The sequence below is a fragment of the Sphingomonas mali NBRC 15500 genome (genome assembly GCF_001598415.1).
In the GTDB taxonomy this organism is placed as follows: Bacteria; Pseudomonadota; Alphaproteobacteria; order Sphingomonadales; family Sphingomonadaceae; genus Sphingomonas; species Sphingomonas mali.
Map to the genome: position 1 here is coordinate 234,021 of NZ_BCYX01000001.1, position 20,084 is coordinate 254,104.

A 20,084-nucleotide genomic window follows, 5' to 3' on the forward strand; every position below is an offset into this window, starting at 1 on the left:
GGCCGATTGCTCACTGTTACCGTTTGGTCTCGTTCTCAGGTCGTCCCGGGCGGCGGCAGAATAAGTGTCCGGCTCGATCAGAAACTATAGGCCGCCCCCAGAAACACAGAGCGTCCGGTCGTGCTGAAGACGCGCTGCGCCTTGCGATCCTTGCCGCTATATTGGTCGCCCTTCTGATCCGTGAGATTGAGGAAATCGCCCGTGATCTTGAACCGTTTCGTGATCGCGAACGACAGCGAGGCGTCGATGTTGGTGGTGCCGTAGCTGTAATAGCCATCCTCTACGCCGGGCTTGAACGGCATACCGATCAGATAGGCGCTGCGGTAGGCCGCCGAGACATGGGCCGAGAACCGTCCGTCATCGTAAAACAGCGTCGCGTTGACCGAGTGCGGCGAGACATTGACGAACTGATCATGGATTGCCGGAGCGTTGGGCGCCGTCGACAGGTAATAGAGCACGGACGACTTCACAAAGGTGTAGTTTACCGACGCCCCGAAATGCCCGAGGAATCCGGGCAGGAAGGTAAAGGGCTGCTGGAGATTGACCTCGACACCCTCGATATAGCCCCCCGCCGTATTGCGCGACCGGGTGACGGTGTAGATCGTCGCCGCGTCTTGGTTCTGAGGCAGGAGCTCGAGCGGCAAGCCGGTATTACCGAATGGTTCCTGCGAAGCCGTTGTCTGGATCGTGCTGCCGACATCCTTGTAGAATAAGGCGATGCCGTAAAACGCGCCCTTTTGCGGATAATATTCCAGGCTCAAATCGTAATTCTTTGCCCGATACGGCTTGAGAAGCGGGTTGCCGATCGACGCACTTTGCGCACCGAAATTTGTATTGATCGACCCGCCGGGATTGAGGTTGCCCAAACCGGGACGCGCCATGACTTTGGCCGCCGCGGCGCGCACGATCAAACGATCGGTGACCTCCAGCGAAACGTTTGCCGAGGGCAGGAAGTCGTCATATCCGTTGGGCACGCTGACGCGCGTGCTGCCCGTAAAGCCTGCCGAAACGACATCGGTACGAACATAACGCAGGCCCAGATTGCCCCGCAGCGAGCGGCCGCCCAGAACGTCGAAGTCGAAATTGACCTGCCCGTAAAGCGCTTTGTCCTCCTCGCGCACGTCCCTGTTCTGCCCAAGCGCGGCGGAACTGTTGACGGTGAAATCGCCATATTTGTTGACGCAATTGCACAGCAAATCGAGCTTGCTGATGAAGGCGTTGACGTCGGGCACCACCCAGCTTGTAACCGAGCCCGCTGGGAGGCCGAGGCCTTGCCCAAAGCCGGTCACGCTGGTGCTGAGCGCCGCCAGGTTCGGGAAGTCCGCGGCGAATTGCGCGAACCCGAACTTCGTCAGATCGGGGGCGTTGTTGGCGCTGACCGCGGGCCGCTGGTTCTGACGCGCGTTGAAATTGAACCTTTTGTACTGCGCGCCGCCCTTGAACGACAAAGCGCCGCTCGCGCGATAGGTGAAGTTGGCGGCAGCGGTGAACAGATTGTTCTTCACGCGCGCATTCACCAACCGGATATCCGGCGTGAGGCCGGTTCCCGCGTTAGTGAACGTAACGTTCGCGGCGTTATTGACGTCGTAGCCGTAGTCGATCAGCGGGCGCCGGCTGTCATCGCGAGCGTCGAAGCTATAGCCGTTTTTGTTGAAGCCATCATAGGAAATGAAGACGTCATACGGCTGATTGAAATCCGATCCGGCGGCACCGATTTTCGCGTCAAATGTCAGGTCGTCAGATAGAGTTTCTTTCAAGGTAAGTCCGAATTCGTACGTCTTTGTACGAGTCTTGCTGACCTCCTGGATCTGCTTGATGTCGACATTGTTGAGTTTCATGTAATCGACCTGCCCGGTCGGATCGACATTGACATCGATCAGTTGCGTATCGACGCGACCCGCGAACAACGGGAATGCAGCGCTCGCTCCGTTGACGTTACGATTGTTCGACGCCAGCGACAGCGCGAAGTCCTTGCGATTCTGATCGAATTGCGAATAGACGCCGTCCAGCGTGATCTGCGTTTTCTCGGACGGTTTGTACTGTAGCGCGACCGTGATGCCGAGCCGTTTCTGGTCTAGGGTGAACCGCCCCAGCCCTGGATTTCTCGGCAGGAAGACGTTCGGCTGGTTGACCTTTGAATAAGCGGCGTCGTTCGAGGGGATTCCGGAGAAACACTGGTTGGCCGGCCGATTGCCCGTTCCGGAAAGCGGATTCACGTACGGAATTGGCGTATTCACCACCTGGCTGCCAGGCTGGTTGGGATCGTCTGTCGCGCGCCCGCAAAAGCCGTTGAGCGCGTCCGAATAGTCCGATTGCGACGTATCGCTATAGCCGTCTTCCTGCGCTTTCCGCGTGCTGTAAGCGACCGAGACGAGCGCGCCGAAATCGCCGAACGTGTCGCTTATCAGACCAGCGACGCGCGGAGCGAAGGTCTTGTTATTGTCGTAATAGGCACCCTGGCCCGAAACCGCGAAACGAAAGCCCTTCTTATCGAATGGGTGCGCCGTTTGAAGATCGATCGTCGCGGCCAGCGATCCTTCGTCCATGTCCGCCGATTGCGACTTGCTGACGGTGACGCCGCTGAACAATTCGGACGCAAACGTGGAGAAATCGAAGCCGCGCGTACGGTTGATCCCGGCAACCTGGCCCAAGGTCGATCCGGTGGTCGCGGAATAGGCCTCGATCCCGTTGAGCAGGGTTCGAACGAAATCGCCGCCGAGCCCGCGAACGGTGACGTTCCGTCCTTCACCGCCATCTCTCGTGATCGAAACGCCGGGAATGCGCTGGATCGACTCGGCAAGGTTGGCATCGGGGAAGCTGGCCATGTCGTCGGCCTTGATGACGTCGACGATATTGACCGAGCTGCGCTTGCTGTCGATCGCGCTTTCGAGCGAGGCGCGGTAGCTGGTTATGACGATGTCGTTGGGGACGCTTGCGCCCTGATCGCCGGGCGCCGCCTGTTCGGGCTGCTTATCGGTGGCGGAACCGGCCGGTGGCGTTGCTTGCGCCCAGGCAGTGCCGGAAAAACCGATCGACGCCGACGCCGTGGCCAGCGCCAGAAGCGACGGCCGCAGAATCAGCGCACGGCTCCAACCAATGCTCTTTGAAGTCATCCCCATCATCCTCTCGCGAAGAGGCACCTTCGGTGAGCGCCTCTCTTTTCATTTCGGATGCGCCATCGACAGTTGAGCCACCCCCTCCAGGGCGAAAACACTGCGAGGTTCGCATCACCTCCCATGCGCCATCACGCGCATCCCAATTGTCCGACAGATTACTCCGCGCTGTAAAGACCAAATATTGCGCTCACGTCCCATATTGTAGGAAAATGTGAAGTTTTTTGCGCGTTGAAGCGCTTTGGGGCCGTACGATGCTGTTCGGGCAAACCTGGCGTGAGGGGCGGCAAGTCGGCCGCGACTCTCGCGATCACTTGGACGCGCACTTGGTGAGGAGGTCTCTCGGCAACGCGCGCGTGGCGCACGATCAAGTTGCCAGCCGACGTCGCGCGTTCTTGCCCAACCGGGTTGGCACGGCCACTCAGATTAGCTATACCATGTCTGATAGTTAATGCATAAGCATGCAATTTGATGTTTCATACATCACGAGGAACGATGATCACGTCCCAGCAAATGCGCGCGGCCCGCGCCCTTCTCGAGATTGACCAGCGCCAACTCGCCGACCTCGCGGGACTGTCGCTGCCGACCATCCAGCGCATGGAGGCATCGGACGGCCAGGTGCGCGGTGTCGTGGATACGCTGGTCAAGGTGATTTCCGCGCTCGAGCGTGCCGGCATCGAACTGATCGGAGAGAATGCGCCGAGCGTTGGCGTGGGGCGCGGCGTGCGGCTGAAAGAGACGCTAAGCGGAGACTCGCTCAAACGCGTGCCATCCATGATGTTCGACCAGGCATCCGGAGCCAATGGCAGTGCTGCATGACCCGCGCTGGACGGCCTATACGCCCAAGCTGATCACCGTTCTGGGCGAAGGCTATACGTTCGATCGCTTCAAGCGGGATGCCATAGCGGGGCTGACCGTCGCCATCGTTGCCCTACCGTTGGCGATGGCGCTCGGCATCGCGAGCGGCGCGTCACCCGACAAAGGCCTGATCACAGCGGTCGTCGCCGGATTCCTGATTTCCGCGCTGGGCGGGTCTCGGGCCCAGGTCGGCGGCCCCACCGGCGCGTTCGTCGTGGTCGTGTTCAACGTGATCGCGCAGCACGGCTATGACGGACTGCTACTCGCGACCTTGGTGGCCGGCTTCATCCTGATCATCGCCGGTTATGCCAAGCTCGGTGCGCTGGTGAAGTTCATTCCGCATCCCGTGGTGACGGGATTCACCGCGGGCATCGCCGTCATCATCGCATCAAGCGAGGTCAAGGACTTCCTGGGCCTGTCGATCGACAAGGTCCCGGCGGACTTCCTGCCCAAATGGCAGGCCTATCTCGGAGCGCTCGGCAGCGTCCACGCCACGACACTGGCGATCGGCCTCGGGTCGCTCCTCCTCATCCTCGGCTTGCGCAAGGTGGCGCCGCGCGTGCCCGGTTTCCTGGTCGCGATAGTCGTCGCCTCCGTGGCGGTGGCCCTCCTGCATCTGCCGGTGGAAACGATTGGTTCTCGGTTTCCGCACATTCCGGCTGGCCTGCCCGCACCGGCGCTGCCATCGATCTCGCTGGCCAAGTTCCAGGCGATCCTGCCGTCCGCCTTCACCATCGCGTTCCTTGCGGGGATCGAGGCATTGCTGTCGGCGGTGGTGGCTGACGGGATGATCGGATCGCGGCACCGGTCCAATCAGGAACTGGTCGGCCAGGGTGTCGCCAACATCGCCTCGGCCCTGTTCGGCGGATTGCCGGCGACCGGCGCGATCGCCCGGACGGCGACGAACATCCGGGCTGGTGCGCTGACCCCGGTGGCCGGCATGCTGCACGCGCTGTTCCTGCTCCTCTTCATCCTGTTCGCGACCAATTTGATGGCGTTCGTGCCGATGGCGGCGCTCGCCGCGATCCTGTTCATGGTCGCCTGGGGAATGAGCGAGCATGAGCGCTTCATCGGTTTGCTGCGCATGCCCAATGGCGATCGTGCGGTGCTGCTGCTGACCTTCGGACTCACCGTGCTGGTCGATCTTACGACAGCGATCGCGGTCGGCGTGACGCTCGCCTCGCTCCTGTTCATGCTGCGGATGAGCGAGACGGTCCAGATCGATGCCGACGCAGAGGGCGACGAAGACGAGGACATCCACCAGCGCGATGTCCTCCCAGCGGGCGTCGAAGTGTTCCGGATCGACGGGCCGGTCTTTTTCGGCATCGCCAGCGAGTTGCTCGATACGTTGCGACGGATCGGCCAGACGCCGCGAGTGATCATCCTGCGCATGCGCCGCGTGCCGATGTTCGACGCAAGCGGCGTGACGACGATCGCCGAAATCGTGCGCCGGTCAACGTCCGCCGGCACCCAGATCATCCTGTCCGGCGTGCAGCCGCAGCCTCTTGCCATGCTCGATCGGGTGCGTCTCGGGCGAGGCAATGCCGGGGTCATCCACGCCGAGAACTTCCCCGAAGCACTGCGGATCGCCGCGAGCATCGTCAACGCGACCAACGCGGTGCCCACCGCGCTCAACTGATACCCGGAACGAAAGCTCGACCATGACCGATACCAACGACGACTATGTCTATGACGAAGCCACCGGCGAGTGGATCAGCGCCTCTGCAGCCGCGGCCAGCGCGGAGGATGCCAATCTCATCGAAGTACGCGATGCCGTCGGCAATCTGCTCGCGGACGGCGATAGCGTGACCCTCATCAAGGATCTGACGGTCAAAGGCGCGAACCAGACGCTGAAGCGGGGCACGGTGATCAAGTCGATCCGACTGACCGGCGATGCCCAGGAGATCGACTGCCGTTACGAAGGCATCAAGGGCCTGGTCCTGCGCGCGGAGTTCGTCCGCAAGCGCTGACGAGATCGCTCGCCGAAACGAAACCTGATTTTGGGGGACGGCAATTGTGCATATCTTCGGCCGCAAACCGAGCCGCGGGTCGATACCGCCTTTACCGCGACACCAACCGAACGATGGCAAGCGCGGTGTGCGCTCGGTGCTCAATGCCGATATCCTTATCTCGGGTAATGTCGCCACGACCACCGAGATCCATATCGACGGACATGTCCTGGGCGACGTCAACTGCGCAACGCTCACCCAGAGTGGCAAAGGCAAAATCGTCGGGATAGTTACTGCCGACACCGCCCGTCTCGCTGGTTCTATCCAAGGCACCGTTCGCGTCCGCCAACTCACGGTCGAAAGCGGTGCAAGGATCAACGGGGACATCACGTATGAACAGATCGCCATCGAGGACGGCGGACTTATAGAGGGGCGTCTCAAATATATGGATTTAGCCAGCCCCCTAACAGTCGACAGCGCTGACAGCGCTACGGACACGTCATCCGCATCGACCACATCTGACGGTGTTACGACTTCTGCGTCCCGTGTCACGACTGCTGATCGCGGCACAAACGGAATCGGAATGCATCGTACGCCTTGACATTCCGGGCGCTGAATGAAGGTAGCGCTATCATACTTAGAAGATTGATCCGGAGAGGTAGGCATATGGAGGGCGACTTCAGCTGGGCGCTGCTGGTAGATTGGCAGGACGGCCATTTCGTCGGTCGCGCAATGAGCGAGCAAGGGGCCTCCCCATTGCTTGTCGTGGCCGTCTTGGAGGAGATGGTCGAATGACCCGGCTCGATCTCCGCGCCGGGGCTGCCACGGCAAGCATTCTTCCCGAGCTCGGAGGAGCGCTTACAGCGCTGCGCGTCGCGGCGACGGATCTGCTGCGCCCGGCAGCCGAAGACGTCACCGATCCGCTCGGTTCCAGCTGCTTTCCGCTACTCCCCTATGCCAATCGGATCGCCGACGGACGGTTCGTGTTCGCCGGTGAGCAATATCGACTACCACGCAATTTCGGCGACCATCCGCACAGCCTGCACGGCTTGGGATGGCAGCAACCCTGGAGCATCGAGACTCACCAGGACAACGAGGCACTGTTGGCGCATCGTCACGATGGCAATGACGACTGGCCATGGTCATATCACGCGACGCAGCACATCCGGCTGTTTCCCGACCGCATCGTCCTGACGCTGATGCTGACCAATAGCGGCAAGACGCCGATGCCGGCCGGGCTGGGCTTCCATCCCTATTTTCCGCTCGACGATGCCACCCGCCTCAGCTTCCAGGCGGACGCGGTCTGGCTGGCCGATGACACGTTGCTGCCGGTGAGCCGGGCGCCGGCTGACGCGTTCGGCGACTGGTCGAGCCCATGTGCCGTGCGGGGGACGACGTTGATCGACAATTGCTATGCCGGCTGGTCGGGCGCCGCGGCGATCGAGCAAGGTCCCGTTCGGCTCTCGCTCACCAGCGGCGGCGCGGACTGGCTGCACCTCTATCGTCCGCCCAACGAAACCTTTTTCTGCGTCGAGCCGGTCACGCACATGCCCGACGCGCTCAACCGCGACGCACCGATGACGATCTTGGCGCCTGGAGAGAGCGCCGCGCTGACGATGTCCTTGGGCTGGAGCGGGATCTAGCCGCACGACGGCGGTGCGCCGGACTGATGCCGGGCGAGGTCGAAATCGGACACCAGATGCTGCGGCGCGCCGCTCGCGCCGATCCTGCGACAGGATGAGGAAGACCTCGCGCCAATCGCCGGTTTTGTCGATGACGGGTGACAATTGTTGGCGAATTCTTCGATAGTCGAGCAATCAACCGATGTGGCGCTCGCCTGCGGCAGCGACTTTGCCTATGCATCCCGCATGATCGGCCTCCGCTCCGCCATAGCTCGCCAGGTCCGCGGATTGCTGTCCGATCCCGCCAATCCGCCGATCGTACGCGCACTCGACGGTAGCGGGCTGTTCGCGCCCGATTCAATCAGTTGGCGCGTCCATATCGACGTTACCGGCATGATGGTCGGCGGCATCGCCGCATTAATGCTGCAGATGCTGCACCCGCGCGTGCTGGCGGGGGTGTGGGACCATTCGAGCTTTCGCGACGATATGAATGCGCGGCTGAGGGGTACGGCGCGCTTCATCGCCCAGACCACGTTCGAGACGCGCGTGTCCGCGGAGGCGCAGATCGAGCGCGTCCGCCATATCCATGATGCGGTGTCGGGAACGCTGCCCGACGGCACGCCGTATCGTGCCAGCGATCCTCACCTGCTCGCCTGGGTCCATGTCGCCGAGGTGTCGAGCTTTCTCGCCGGCTGGATCCGCTATGGCGAACCCGGGATGAGCGTCGCCGACCAGGATCGCTATTATGCCGAAGTCGCGCTGATCGGAGAGTTGCTCGGCGCCGACCCGATCCCGCGCAGCCGTGCGGAGGCGGAAGCGATCATCCGCGACTTCCTGCCCGAATTGAAGGCGGATGCGCGCAGCCATGAAGTGCTGCATATCCTGCTCGACCAGCCGCCGCCGAGCCTGATGCTGGTGCCGTTCCAGGCAATGACAATGCGTGCGGCAATCGACCTGCTGCCCGACTGGGCGCGCCGGATGCACAGCCTCCGGCGTCCGAGCCTGAGCCGCCCCGTCGTCCACGCCGGCACGCGCAGCATCGCCGAGGTCGTGCGCTGGGCGCTGAAGCCCTGAACGCTACGCGATCGAGGCGCGACGCCGCGCGTAGAGGAAGTAGATCGCCAGTCCGATCCCGTTCCAGATGAAGAACGAAATCTGGGTGATGCTCTGCAGGCTGGTGAAGAGGTAGAGGCAACCCAGGATCGCGATCGGAGCGAACAGCCAGACCAACGGCGTGCGGAACGGCCGCTTCACCCCCGGATCGCGCCGGCGGGACACCAGCACGCACACCGCCACCGCAACGAATGCGCACAAGGTCCCCGCATTGGCGAGGCTGGCGATGACGTCGAGCGGAACGAGCGCGGCGAGCACCGACACCAGCACCGCCGTCATTGCCGTGATCCGCGCGGGCGTGCCGCGCGCCGATACCTTGGCCAGGCTGGCGGGCAGGAAGCCATCGCGCGCCATGACCAGGAAAATCCGGCTCTGGCCGTAGAGGAAACCCAGGATCACGGTCGGCAATGCGATCGCCGCCGCCGCTGCCACGACGGTGGCGACGCCGCCTTGCCCGATCTCGCGCAGGATCAATGCCAGCGGCTCGGGACTGTTCGAGAATTTGGAGAAGTGCAGCGCCCCCACCGCGGCCGCTGCGACGATCATGTAGATCACCGTGCAGGCCAGCATCGACCCGACGATGCCGATGGCGAGATCGCGCTCCGGACGCTTGGCTTCTTCCGCCGCGGTAGAGATCGCGTCGAACCCGTAAAAGGCGAAGAAGATGATCGCTGCTGCGCCCATCATGCCGAACTTGACGCCGCATTGACCGGGCGTGCTGCCGTAACCGAGCGGCGCGAACGGATGCAGATTGGCCATGTCGAAATGCGGCAAGGCGACCGCCACGAACAGCGCCAGCGTCACGATCTTGAGCAGAACCAATGCCGAGTTGATCCGCGCGCTTTCGCGCGTGCCGAGCATCAGCAGCCCCGCCACCACGGCAATGATCAGGATCGCCGGCAAGTTGATCCCGAAGCTCGCTGTTGCCGTCGCGGCCGCACCACAGACTTGGCCGCCCAGTGTCGGCCCGTGCGTCAGATAGTCGGGAAGGATGATCCCCAGCCCTTTCAGGAATCCGACCGCATAGCCCGACCAGCCGACCGCGACGGTCGCGACCACTAACGAATATTCCAGGATCAACGACCAGCCGACCACCCAGGCGATCACCTCGCCCAGGGTCGCATAGCTATAGGTGTAGGCACTTCCCGATGCCGGGATCAGCGTCGCCATCTCGGCATAGCAGAGCGCCGCCGCCGCGCAGATCGCGCCCGCCACGACGAAGCTCAACAGCACCGCGGGGCCGGCGCGATCGGCACCGACGCCGATCAAGGTCAGGATACCTGTGCCGACGATCGCGCCGACGCCCAATGCGACCAGATGCGGCCAGCTCAACGTGCGCGCGAGCTGATGCTCGGGCGGCGCTTCGGTGATGGTCTTGCGGCGGAGAAGACTTGGCATTGGCACCCCTAATTTGCTCGTCTAGGGCAGGTCGTAACAGACGAAACCTTCCTGCGGGAGATGACAATGGACGCCACGCTCGACTTCGCGCTCGGCGAAACCGCCGACATGATCCGCGACACGACGCGGCGGTTCGCGAGCGAGCGGATCGCGCCTCTGGCCGCGAAGATCGACGCGGAGGACTGGTTTCCCGTCGAGTTGTGGCCGCAGATGGGCGAGCTCGGCCTGCACGGCATCACCGTCGAAGAGGAATATGGCGGCCTCGGCCTCGGCTATCTCGAGCATGTCATCGCCTGTGAGGAAGTCAGCCGAGCCTCGGCCTCGATCGGCCTTTCTTATGGCGCGCATTCCAACCTCTGCATCAACCAGCTGCGCCGCTGGGCGAGCCCCGAGCAAAAGGCCAAATACCTCCCCAAACTGATCTCGGGCGAGCATGTCGGCAGCCTGGCCATGTCCGAAGCGGGCGCCGGATCGGACGTCGTCGGCATGAAGCTGCGCGCCGAAGAGGTGCAGGGCGGCTATGTCCTCAACGGTACCAAATTCTGGATCACCAACGCGGCCTATGCCGACACGCTGGTCGTCTATGCCAAGACCGGCGAAGGCTCACGCGGCATCACCACCTTCATCATCGAGAAGGACATGCCCGGTTTCTCGATCGGACAGAAGATCGACAAGATGGGGATGCGCGGCAGCCCAACCGCGGAGCTCGTCTTCAACGACTGCGAAGTGCCTGAGGAAAATATCATGGGCCCGCTCAACGGCGGCGTCGGTGTGCTGATGTCGGGGCTCGACTACGAACGCACTGTGCTCGCCGGCATCCAGCTCGGCATCATGCAGGCATGTCTCGACGTGGTCGTGCCCTATGTCCGCGAGCGCAAGCAATTCGGCCAGTCGATCGGCACGTTCCAGCTGATGCAGGCCAAGATCGCCGACATGTATGTCGCGCTCAATTCGGCGCGCGCTTATGTCTATGCGGTCGCCAGAGCCTGCGATTCCGGCAAGACCACGCGCTTCGACGCGGCAGGCGCGATCCTGCTGGCGAGCGAAAATGCGGTGAAGGTCAGCCTCGAGGCGATCCAGGCGCTGGGCGGCGCCGGCTATACCAAGGACTGGCCGGTCGAGCGCTTCGCGCGCGACGCCAAATTGCTCGACATCGGCGCCGGCACGAATGAGATCCGCCGCATGCTGATCGGCCGCGAACTGATCGGCGCGGGGTCATAGGAGCCAGCCAAGCATGAAACTGATTGGCCAGTACGATTCGCCCTTCGTCCGCCGCGTCGGCATCACGCTGACGCTCTATGGCATCGCGTTCGAACATCTGCCCTGGTCGACCTTCGGCGATGCCGACAAGATCGCGCCCTACAATCCGCTGCGGCGCGTGCCGGTTTTAGTGTTCGATGACGGGCTGTCGGTGATGGACTCGAGCGTCATCGTCACCTTGCTCGACGAGATGGCGGGTAATGACGCCGTACTCACGCGCACCGGTGCCGACCTGCGGACGATGCTGCGCTGGTGCGCGCTCGCCGCCGGAGCCGCCGACAAGGGCGTCAGCCTGGTCTATGAAAAGGCGTTCCGCGACGGGTTGCCGATGTGGGTCGATCGCTGCCGCGCCCAGGTGACCGACACGCTCGATCTGCTCGATCGCGAGCGCGCCGCGGCAGGTAAATGGTTCGGCGGCGCGTCGATGAGCCATGCCGATCTGCTGACGGCGACCGTCTTTCGTTTCATCAGCGAGGCATTGGCCGGACAATTCGATTTCGGCCGCTGGCCGGCGCTCGTCGCACATTCGCAGGCATGCGAGGGGATACCTGCATTTCACACGATCTATCAACCGTACGAACTCACGCCACCCAAGGACTGAGCGATGTGGCGGACGGTCATCCTCTACGCGCTGGGGCTGGCCATCACCGCGATCGCGCTCGAACAGCTCAAGTTCCGCTACGCCGCCGACAAGATTTCGACCGACGTCTATGTCGGGCTGCTCGCGCTTGGCTTCACCGTGTTGGGTTTGTGGGTCGGCCATCGGCTGACGGCGAAGAAGCCCGCCGCGCCGTTCGAGCGTAACAAGGCGGCGATCGCGTCGCTCGGGCTTACTCCGCGCGAATGCGAGATCCTCGATCTGCTGGCGTCGGGCCAAACGAACCAGGAGCTGGCGCGCGCCCTTGGCGTATCGCCCAATACGGTGAAGACTCACCTCGCCAATTTGTTCGCCAAGCTCGAGGTCGACCGTAGGGTCAAGGCGATCGAAAAGGCGCGGTTCCTCGCACTGATCGAGTAGTATTCAAATCCTCCCCGGCACGGGGAGGATTTTCTTGTGCCGACTCTGGCCGGATTCGCGAAAATCACCCGTTCGGGCGATAGTGTTCCGGGGAGCGAGCGGCGATGACCTCGCCGTTCGCAACAGGGGAAAACGTCATGACTCCGACGCTTCGCTATTCGCTGATCTATGGCGGGCTCGCCAGCTTCGTGCTCGCCGCCTTCATCGCGGTGACCGCATTGCTGCACGACCAGGTGCAATGGGTCGCGACGCTGACGTTCGGCTATTCGGTCATGCTGGTGGCGATGAGCTTCATCTTCGTCGGCGTGAAGCGATATCGCGATATCGAGTGCGGCGGGGTGATCCGGTTCTTTCCTGCGCTTGGCCTGGCCCTGCTGATCGCGCTGATCGCGACCATCGCCTATACGTTGATCTGGGAAATGTACCTCGCGGCGACGCACTATCGCTTCATGGACGATTATATTGCGTCGATGCTCACCAAGGCGCGCGCCGACGGCAAGAGCGCGGCCGAGATCGCCGGGATGAAAGCGGAGTTGGACGGCATGCGCACCATGTACGCCAATCCGTTGATCCGGCTGCCGATGACGGCGATGGAGGTCGCTCCGGTCGGGTTGGCGGTATCGCTCTTCTCCGCGGCGTTGCTCCGCAATCCCAGACTGCTGCCTGCACGCGAGAATGTCAGAGCAGCATCACCTTCGCCGTGACCGACAGGCCCGGCCTGAGCGTCGCCAGCGCCGCCTGGCCCGGGTCGAGCCGGATCCGCACGCCGACGCGCTGGACGATCTTGGTGAAATTGCCCGATCCCGGCTCGAACGGCAGCAAGGTGAATTCGCTGCCCGATCCCGGAGCGAAGCTTTCGACCGTGCCGGTCAACGTTTCGCCCAATGCGTCGACATAGATTTTCGCCTTCTGCCCCCCGCGCATGCCGCGCGTCTGCGTTTCCTTGAAATTGGCGACGACATAGAGCGAGCGCGTCGGGACGACGGTGAACACGCGGCTGCCCGGCTGGACGAAATCACCGACCTGGACCTGGCGGTTGCCGACCACGCCGTCGATCGGAGCGACGATCAGCGTGTGCCCGCGATCCTGGCGCGCGAGGTCGAGCGCCGCGCGCGCCTTCAGCGCCGCCGCCTCGGCCGAGGCGACTTGCGCCTCCAGCACCGGGCGCCGCGCGCGCGTCACATCCGCCTGCTCGCTGGTCACGCCGAGTTCGGCGCGCGATTTCTCGGCGGCTGACGCCGCGCCGATCGCCGTCGCCTTGATCCGTTCGGCGTCGCGGCGCGTGGCGAACCCTAGTCCCAGTAGAGAATCGTAGCGGATCTTGTCGGCGTTCGCGCGGCTGAGTTCGGCATCGGCCGAGGCGATCACCGTGCTCGCGGCACGCACCTGCGCCGAGGCGAGGCGCTCGTCGGCATTGAGCGCCGCCAGCGACGCGCGGGCGGTGGCGACGCCGGCTTCGGCATCGGCCAGCGCGGCCTGGGCCGCCTGAACCTTCGCGTCATAATCCTGGGTATCGATCCGGACGAGCGGATCGCCCGCGTGAACGACCTGATTGTCCTTCACCAGCACCGCGGCCACCAGTCCGCCGACCTTGGGCGCGACCGCACTCGAATCGGCGTGAAGATAGGCGTTGTCGGTCGACTCGCTCGACCTGGGCGCGGTCAGCCATAGAATCCCCGCAATCGCCACCGCGAGCGCAACCAGCCCCATGACCAACGCGCTGCGCGGTACCGCGAAACGCTTCTTCGCAGGAAGTTCGGACGCCGTCGCGGCGTCAGTCGAACTGAAGGGAGCATTCATTTGGCAAGCACCAGCAAGGTCGACGTCGCGGTCGCCATCACGCGACCATCGGCGTCGCGGATATCGGCCTCGGCAAAGGCGACACGGCGGCCGATATTGACCACCCTGCCCTCCGCGCGAACCGGCCCCGTTCTGTCGTTCATGCCGCGCAGATACGACACCTTGAGCTCGAGCGTGGTGAACCCCTGATCGGGCTTCAGCATCGAATGCACCGCGATCCCGCAGGCCGAATCGAGCAAGGTCGCGGCATATCCGCCATGGACCCCGCCCATCGGATTGTAATGGCGCTCGTCGGGCGTTCCTTCGAACACCGCACGCCCGCGCTCGACCTCGACCAGCGAGAAATCCAGCGTCCGTCCGATCGGTGGCTGGGCGCCACGCGCGAGCAAGTCGCGAACCTGCTGGAGACCGTCAGGCGCGTCGATCACCTCACTCATTACCGCTTCTCCAAGCCATAACGCGCGACCAGCAAGGCGTGCGCATCCGTCAGGATCGCGTCCGACTGCGCCGGATCGGCTACCGCCCGCGACAGCGCCACCGCGCCGACCATCTGCGCCAGCATCGCTGATCCTTCGGCATGCGGATCGGCGATACCGATGCCGGCCAGAGCCTTGGCCAGCCGCATGGTCAGCGCTTCCACACCCTTGCCGAAGCGCTCGCGCTGCTGCTCGCCCGACCGCGCCAGATCACCCGACAAGGTGGGGAGCGGGCAGCCACGCTCGCGCCGGTCGCGATGTGCCGGGCTGAGGTAGAAATCCACATAGGCTTTGAGCGCGGTGCGCGGGTCGTCGGTCTGCTCGATCGCGTCCGACCGCCCGCGCGCGTCGTCGAACATCGTGCCGATCGCGTCGGCGATCATCGCGTCCTTCGACTCGAAATGCGCATAGAAGCCACCATGCGTCAGCCCGGCGCGCGCCATCACACCCGCGACGGCAACGCCATCGGGACCCTTTGCCCGAATCTCCTGCGCAGCCTCTTTCAACACCCGGCGGCGCGTCTCGGCCTTATGTTCGTTCGAATAGCGCACTTGAACGCCTCCTTTATATGACGCATATAATATAAACGCAGCCGGAGGCAAGTACGTTGGCGTCGATACCACTCTCCCCCCAGGGATCGGCGCGCGCTCCGGCTGCACCGTTCGATCTCGCTCGCCTGACCAACCGCCAGAAATATCTGATCTTCGGCGTGATGGCGTTCGGCCAGTTCATGGCGTTGATCGACATCCAGATTGTCGCCGCCTCGCTCAACGAAGTGCAGGCGGGGCTGTCAGCCGGGCCCGACGAGATCAGCTGGGTGCAGACCGCCTATCTGATGGCCGAACTGGTGATGATCCCGTTCTCGGCGTTTCTCGCCCAGGCATTGTCGACACGCTGGCTGTTCGCGCTGTCGGCCGGGCTGTTCACGATCTCGAGCATCTTCTGCGGCTTTGCCTGGAACATCGAATCGATGATCGTGTCGCGTGCCGTCCAGGGGTTCGTCGGCGGCGCGATGATCCCGACCGTGTTTGCGACCGGCTATGTTCTGTTCACGGGCAAGCAGCGTGCGATGATCCCGGCGATCCTCGGCATGGTGTCGGTGCTCGCGCCGACCCTGGGCCCGACCGTCGGCGGCTGGATCACCGATGCGATGGGGTGGCGCTGGGTGTTCTTCATCAACGTCGCGCCGGGCGTGATGGTGACGGCGCTGACGCTGGTTTTGATCCGCGTCGATACCCCCAACCTTTCCATGCTCAAGCGGATCGACTGGGTCCACCTCGCCTCGATGGCGGTGGCGCTGGCGGGTCTCGAATATGTGCTGGAGGAAGGACCCAAGAATGAGTGGTTCACCGACATCCGCATCCAGATCGGCGCCTGGCTGTCGATCGTCGCGTTCGTCCTGTTTCTCGAACGATCGTTCCGGTCGAGGGGACCGATCGTCAAGCTGACGCCGTTCCGCAAACCGACTTTCGTCTTCGCCTGCGCCTTCAACCTGGTGATCGGCTTCGGCCTCTATGCCGGCACCTATCTGATCCCGCTCTTCCTCGGCCGGGTGCGCGGATACAATGCGTCGGAGATCGGCAGCACGGTCGTCATTGCCGGCTGCGCGCAATTGCTCGGCGTGCCGATCGCCGCCAGCCTGTCGCAGCGGGTCGACCAGCGCATCGTCATCACCTTCGGCCTGGCCCTTTTCGCCGCGGGGTTATGGCTGTTCTCGGCGATGACACCGGACTGGGGCTTTGCCGCGCTGTTCTGGCCGCAAGTGGTGCGCAGCTTCGCAGTGATGCTGTGCATCGTCCCCTCGGTCGGCCTCGCGCTCGGCAATTTCGAGGGGCCGGAATTGCGCTACGCGTCCAGCCTATTCAATCTCATGCGCAATGCCGGCGGCGCGGTCGGCATTGCCCTGGCCAATACCTGGCTGGCCGACAATACGCGGCTCCACGCGCTACGGTTGAGCGAGGCACTGGGCCAGTCGGCAAAGACCGCCAACGACACGGCGGCGGCGCTGGCGCGCGAACTAAGCGCGGTCACGCCTGATCCCGCACAAGCGCTGCTGATGGCGCAAGGATTGATGGGCCGGATCGTCGGGCGCGAGGCACTCACTCTGGCGTTCGACGACGTCTTCCGCCTGATGGCCTATCTGTTCCTCGCGGCTTTGGTGATGGTCCCGTTCTGCCGGCCACCGCGCGTCGGCGCGGCGCCGCCGCCGGATGCGCATTGAGGGTCAGGGCGTCACGCCGTAGCTGGCATAGGTCTCGCCGATCAGCTTGCTGAGCGCGGTTGCGGCGGCGAGGTCCGCCTTGGCCCCCGCAGCATCGCCCAAGCGCTTGCGCGCCATGCCTCGGACATAGAGACTGCCGGCCTGCTTGGGTGCCAGCGATAACGCATCATCCATGTCCTTGACCGCCGCTGCCCATTCGCCGCGTTGAAAATGCACCAGACCACGACTGTCGAGATTTGCCGGCGACCGTTTGGCAGTAACCGACTTGTCGCATTGCGCGAGCGCCGTATCGAGATCGAGCTTTAGCGTCGCTCGGGTCCAGCAAGCATTGTTGAGCGCCATCCAATCGCCTGGGTTCTTGACCAGTTCCTTATCGATCAGAGGGAATAATGTCTTGCCGTTGCCCGCCACGGCCTCGACCATCGCACGTCGTGGCGCGATGCCTTCGGCCGCCGGATCGGCGGCGATCTCCTTGTCATAGGCGGCGAGGATCGCCGTCTTCGCCACCGGATCGGCAACCATCTTGCGCAACACGGCCAGCGGCACGTCGCGGTCCGGCTCGGTCTTGATCTGACCCAGCACGTCCTCGAGCTGATCCTTGGCGGCTGGGCGCAAATTCCATCGCAGGCGTACATTATAGGCGTCACCACTCGGCTCGATCGCGATCGACTTCGTCGATTCAGCGAGCGCCTCGTCGCGCTGTCCCATCACCGCCAGGATGTTGGCGAGTAGCACATGCGCCGTCGCATCGTCAGGCTTGAGCTTCACTAGCTCACGGGCATCTGCCAGCGCCTCATCGCGCTTGAGCAGGGAGGAATAGATCCGCACCCTAGCCGTTCGCGCGTAAACATTGCCGGGCTCCTTGCCGATCGCCACGCCGAGATCAGCCAGCGCAGCATCATGCTGCCCGGCTGCATCCCGGGCTTCCGCCCGCTCGACATAGGATTCGACCTTGTCGGGAAACAGCAACACCATGCGATCATAGAGGATCAGCGCATCGTCGAAGCGCCCCTGTTGCCGCAGCACCACCGCCTTGCCGATAATCGCCATCGGAAACCGACTATCGACCGCCAATGCCTGATCGAACGCCGCCGAGGCGTCATCGGTCCGACCCAGCCGCAGCAGTGACTGTCCACGACTGGCCAGGACTTGCACACTCTTGTCGCCGCGCGCGATCCGCGCATCCAGCAGCTTGAGCGCCTCGTCGTTCTTACCCGCCGTCCAGAATTGGGAGACATGTTTCAGGTCGGCGTCTGCCTGGTCGGTCCCAGGCGCATCCGGCTTCGCTCCCGACTTAGCCGCGATCACTGCTCCCGCGGGTGCGCGAACGAAGACGCGCTTCTTCCACAATTCATCAACCTGATCGTCGGCCGCCTTGGCATCGGCATAGCTGATCTCGGCGGCCTTGTTGCGCGTCATCGTCGCCAGTTCGAACCGCTCGCCTTTCAGCGCGACGGTGCGGACATAATGAACGCCGCCAATGGTGGAATCGACCGCTTCGCCGTCGAGCGAGAATCCCTTGCCGCCATCAGGCAGCAGGATGGTCTGGCGATAGCCACTGTAATCGTCGTCGACCTCGACCGGCGCGGCGTCGGGATTCTTGTCGCGCTTGGACTTCAGATACCGTCCGACCCTGGCATTATCGGCTTCATAGCTCTTGCGGCCGTAATCCTCACCCGACCAGTCCATTTCCGCTGTACCGGTAAAGCTGAGCGTGACGTCGCCGGTCGCCTCATCGATCTTGGACCCCACATTCGAGACGGTCACGAAGTCGAAACGCCCCGTCCACATCTTGCGCAATACGGTCTCACGATCGCTTGCCGCCAGCATCGACAGCATCGTCCGGGTCCGGCTGGCCAATTCGCCGCGGTAGATCACCGTTCCGCTCGCCTTTGCAGGCTTGTCGAGGCCGGCGCGGGCATCGAGATCGAACGTCACCTCGCTTTGCGGCACGGCCGGCGGGGCGGGCGTCAGCGCAACCAGCTTCGGCATCTGGGCCTCAAGCGGCAGTGCCCATTTGAATTCCGGTATGGCGATCCGATCGATGTTACCGTCGCCAAAGCGCGTGCCGTCGAGCCAATAGACCTTGCCGTCGATCGCCGCGCGCACGATCACGTGATTGAACCGTCCGGGCATCGGCAGCGCGGCATCGACCCCATCGCCATCGGTCGCCGAAACCAGTGCGGGATCGGCGGTAATGCCGAGCGCGTGCAGCATCGACAGCAACAGGACGGTCTTGCCCTTGCAATCGCCGCTACGCCCGCTCCAGACCGCGTCGGCAGCCTCAGGTTTATACGCCCCAAGCCCATCGACACGCGCCAGATAGCGCACCTGCGATTGCACGGTCCGCAACGCCTCGGTCGCGCGAATCTTGGGATCATTTGACATGGCCGCGATCCGCTTCACCTCGGCCATGATGGGGGAATCGGGTGCGATGGTCGCTGCCGTCTCGAACAATGGCCGCATCAGCCCGGCGACCGCATCCCAACTGGCAAAGTCGGAGAATTGCACCATCGCCCTCCTGCTATAGCGATCGGGCGCGCTCGCCGGCACCTCGGGCTTTTTCCAATCGTCGCGCGTCAACGTGGCGATCTGGAACCCGCCGGCCTTGGTCAGCACCGGCGCCGGCGCTAGCGGCCCGGCCATCCAGCGCACCGCGCGGCCAATCGGCCAGCTTACCTTGACCGTCAGGCGATCGCTCGACGGCAGCACGTCGAGCGGTATCGCCGTTTCGGCATGTCCCGCCAGCACCGGATTGCTCATGTCGGTGGTATAAGCGAGTTCGATCTCATCGCCGACGCGAAGGTCGGGTACTTGCAGCACCGCGGTCAGCATGCCGTTGATCATCGCCGATTCGAGCTGACTTTCGCGCCGCAGGATCTGGAACCCCTTGCCGTCCTTCATCACGTCGATCGTCTCCGCGCCGCGGCGGATCAGAACGCGATTGACGGTCATCTTGCCGATTGTCGGCTGCCAGATGACGTAGATCGTACCCGCCATCTGCAGACCCTCGGGTGTATTGACCCGCATGATCTGGCGGGTGACCTGATGCGTGCCGCTATCGTCGTAACGAAGCTGCATCGCCATCAGGCGCACCGTGATTGCGCCGTCGAACGTGCGCGGCGCCGGCTCGGCAACGTCGGTCGCCCAGCCAGGCTGCTCGCCGAAATGCAACACATCGTCGGCATGTGCCTGCCCAATGCTCAGCATCGCACATGCGGCGATCAGCAACGCCCGGATCATGATCTTGCGCCCC

General features: G+C 63.5%; 17 protein-coding genes. 11 read left to right on the top strand and 6 right to left on the bottom strand.

Annotated features, from left to right (window positions below; translation table 11 throughout):
• Nucleotides 1-77 precede the first annotated feature (77 nt).
• Complete coding sequence (locus SMA01S_RS01100) at nucleotides 78-3,113, bottom strand: TonB-dependent receptor (protein ID WP_084249980.1); 3,036 nt, start codon at nucleotides 3,111-3,113, stop codon at nucleotides 78-80.
• A 495-nt stretch (nucleotides 3,114-3,608) separates the two neighbouring features.
• On the opposite strand from SMA01S_RS01100, the gene SMA01S_RS01110 reads away from it, so the two are divergent.
• The 6 genes from SMA01S_RS01110 to SMA01S_RS01135 all read left to right on the top strand — a co-directional run bounded on the left by SMA01S_RS01110 (nucleotide 3,609) and on the right by SMA01S_RS01135 (nucleotide 8,616).
• Nucleotides 3,609-3,932, top strand: a complete 324-nt coding sequence (locus tag SMA01S_RS01110; RefSeq protein WP_066816396.1) for a helix-turn-helix domain-containing protein — start codon at nucleotides 3,609-3,611, stop codon at nucleotides 3,930-3,932.
• The gene (locus tag SMA01S_RS01115; protein ID WP_066816398.1) at nucleotides 3,916-5,610 is read left to right on the top strand and encodes a SulP family inorganic anion transporter; all 1,695 of its coding nucleotides are present in this window, start codon (nucleotides 3,916-3,918) and stop codon (nucleotides 5,608-5,610) included. The genes SMA01S_RS01110 and SMA01S_RS01115 overlap by 17 nt, the downstream gene beginning before the upstream one ends.
• Before the next feature lie 22 nt (nucleotides 5,611-5,632).
• Nucleotides 5,633-5,941: an alkylphosphonate utilization protein gene (locus tag SMA01S_RS01120; RefSeq protein ID WP_066816400.1), complete on the top strand. Its 309-nt coding sequence runs from the start codon at nucleotides 5,633-5,635 to the stop codon at nucleotides 5,939-5,941.
• Between the two features lie 46 nt (nucleotides 5,942-5,987).
• Nucleotides 5,988-6,521, top strand: a complete 534-nt coding sequence (locus SMA01S_RS24000; protein ID WP_218016792.1) for a bactofilin family protein — start codon at nucleotides 5,988-5,990, stop codon at nucleotides 6,519-6,521.
• Between the two features lie 190 nt (nucleotides 6,522-6,711).
• The gene (locus SMA01S_RS01130) at nucleotides 6,712-7,563 is read left to right on the top strand and encodes an aldose 1-epimerase (RefSeq protein WP_084249961.1); all 852 of its coding nucleotides are present in this window, start codon (nucleotides 6,712-6,714) and stop codon (nucleotides 7,561-7,563) included.
• Nucleotides 7,564-7,788: 225 nt separating this feature from the next.
• The gene (locus SMA01S_RS01135) at nucleotides 7,789-8,616 is read left to right on the top strand and encodes an oxygenase MpaB family protein (RefSeq protein WP_066816834.1); all 828 of its coding nucleotides are present in this window, start codon (nucleotides 7,789-7,791) and stop codon (nucleotides 8,614-8,616) included.
• Between the two features lie 3 nt (nucleotides 8,617-8,619).
• On the opposite strand, the gene SMA01S_RS01140 is transcribed toward SMA01S_RS01135, so the two are convergent.
• A complete protein-coding gene (locus SMA01S_RS01140; protein WP_066816404.1) occupies nucleotides 8,620-10,053 on the bottom strand; it encodes an amino acid permease in 1,434 nt (477 codons plus the stop codon).
• Between the two features lie 66 nt (nucleotides 10,054-10,119).
• On the opposite strand from SMA01S_RS01140, the gene SMA01S_RS01145 reads away from it, so the two are divergent.
• The 4 genes from SMA01S_RS01145 (at nucleotide 10,120) to SMA01S_RS01160 (ending at nucleotide 13,035) form a co-directional block, all read left to right on the top strand.
• Nucleotides 10,120-11,274 carry an isovaleryl-CoA dehydrogenase gene (locus tag SMA01S_RS01145; protein WP_066816406.1) on the top strand — a complete coding sequence of 385 codons (1,155 nt, stop codon included), beginning with the start codon at nucleotides 10,120-10,122 and terminating at the stop codon, nucleotides 11,272-11,274.
• Between the two features lie 13 nt (nucleotides 11,275-11,287).
• Complete coding sequence (locus SMA01S_RS01150; RefSeq protein WP_066816408.1) at nucleotides 11,288-11,914, top strand: glutathione S-transferase family protein; 627 nt, start codon at nucleotides 11,288-11,290, stop codon at nucleotides 11,912-11,914.
• Nucleotides 11,915-11,917: 3 nt separating this feature from the next.
• Nucleotides 11,918-12,331, top strand: coding sequence for a helix-turn-helix domain-containing protein (locus tag SMA01S_RS01155; protein ID WP_066816411.1), 414 nt, complete (start codon nucleotides 11,918-11,920; stop codon nucleotides 12,329-12,331).
• Nucleotides 12,332-12,468: 137 nt separating this feature from the next.
• Nucleotides 12,469-13,035 carry a DUF4199 domain-containing protein gene (locus SMA01S_RS01160; protein ID WP_066816413.1) on the top strand — a complete coding sequence of 189 codons (567 nt, stop codon included), beginning with the start codon at nucleotides 12,469-12,471 and terminating at the stop codon, nucleotides 13,033-13,035.
• Here the strand turns inward: SMA01S_RS01160 and SMA01S_RS01165 are convergent.
• From SMA01S_RS01165 to SMA01S_RS01175, 3 genes are read right to left on the bottom strand one after another with little or no spacing between them, the layout of a single operon-like run.
• Nucleotides 13,010-14,131 carry an HlyD family secretion protein gene (locus SMA01S_RS01165; RefSeq protein ID WP_066816415.1) on the bottom strand — a complete coding sequence of 374 codons (1,122 nt, stop codon included), beginning with the start codon at nucleotides 14,129-14,131 and terminating at the stop codon, nucleotides 13,010-13,012. The two genes, SMA01S_RS01160 and SMA01S_RS01165, sit on opposite strands and share 26 nt — an antisense overlap.
• Entirely contained in the window at nucleotides 14,128-14,568 is a 441-nt protein-coding gene (locus SMA01S_RS01170; protein ID WP_066816416.1) for a PaaI family thioesterase, read from the bottom strand. The genes SMA01S_RS01165 and SMA01S_RS01170 overlap by 4 nt, the downstream gene beginning before the upstream one ends.
• Nucleotides 14,568-15,158 (bottom strand): TetR/AcrR family transcriptional regulator, encoded by a 591-nt coding sequence (locus tag SMA01S_RS01175; RefSeq protein WP_066816417.1) that lies wholly within the window; start codon nucleotides 15,156-15,158, stop codon nucleotides 14,568-14,570. The genes SMA01S_RS01170 and SMA01S_RS01175 overlap by 1 nt, the downstream gene beginning before the upstream one ends.
• Nucleotides 15,159-15,214: 56 nt before the next feature.
• Between SMA01S_RS01175 and SMA01S_RS01180 the strand changes: the two genes are divergently transcribed.
• Complete coding sequence (locus SMA01S_RS01180) at nucleotides 15,215-16,828, top strand: DHA2 family efflux MFS transporter permease subunit (protein WP_245649097.1); 1,614 nt, start codon at nucleotides 15,215-15,217, stop codon at nucleotides 16,826-16,828.
• 3 nt (nucleotides 16,829-16,831) lie between these two features.
• Here the strand turns inward: SMA01S_RS01180 and SMA01S_RS01185 are convergent, their stop codons facing one another.
• Complete coding sequence (locus SMA01S_RS01185; RefSeq protein ID WP_066816418.1) at nucleotides 16,832-20,071, bottom strand: DUF3857 domain-containing protein; 3,240 nt, start codon at nucleotides 20,069-20,071, stop codon at nucleotides 16,832-16,834.
• Nucleotides 20,072-20,084: the final 13 nt, after the last annotated feature.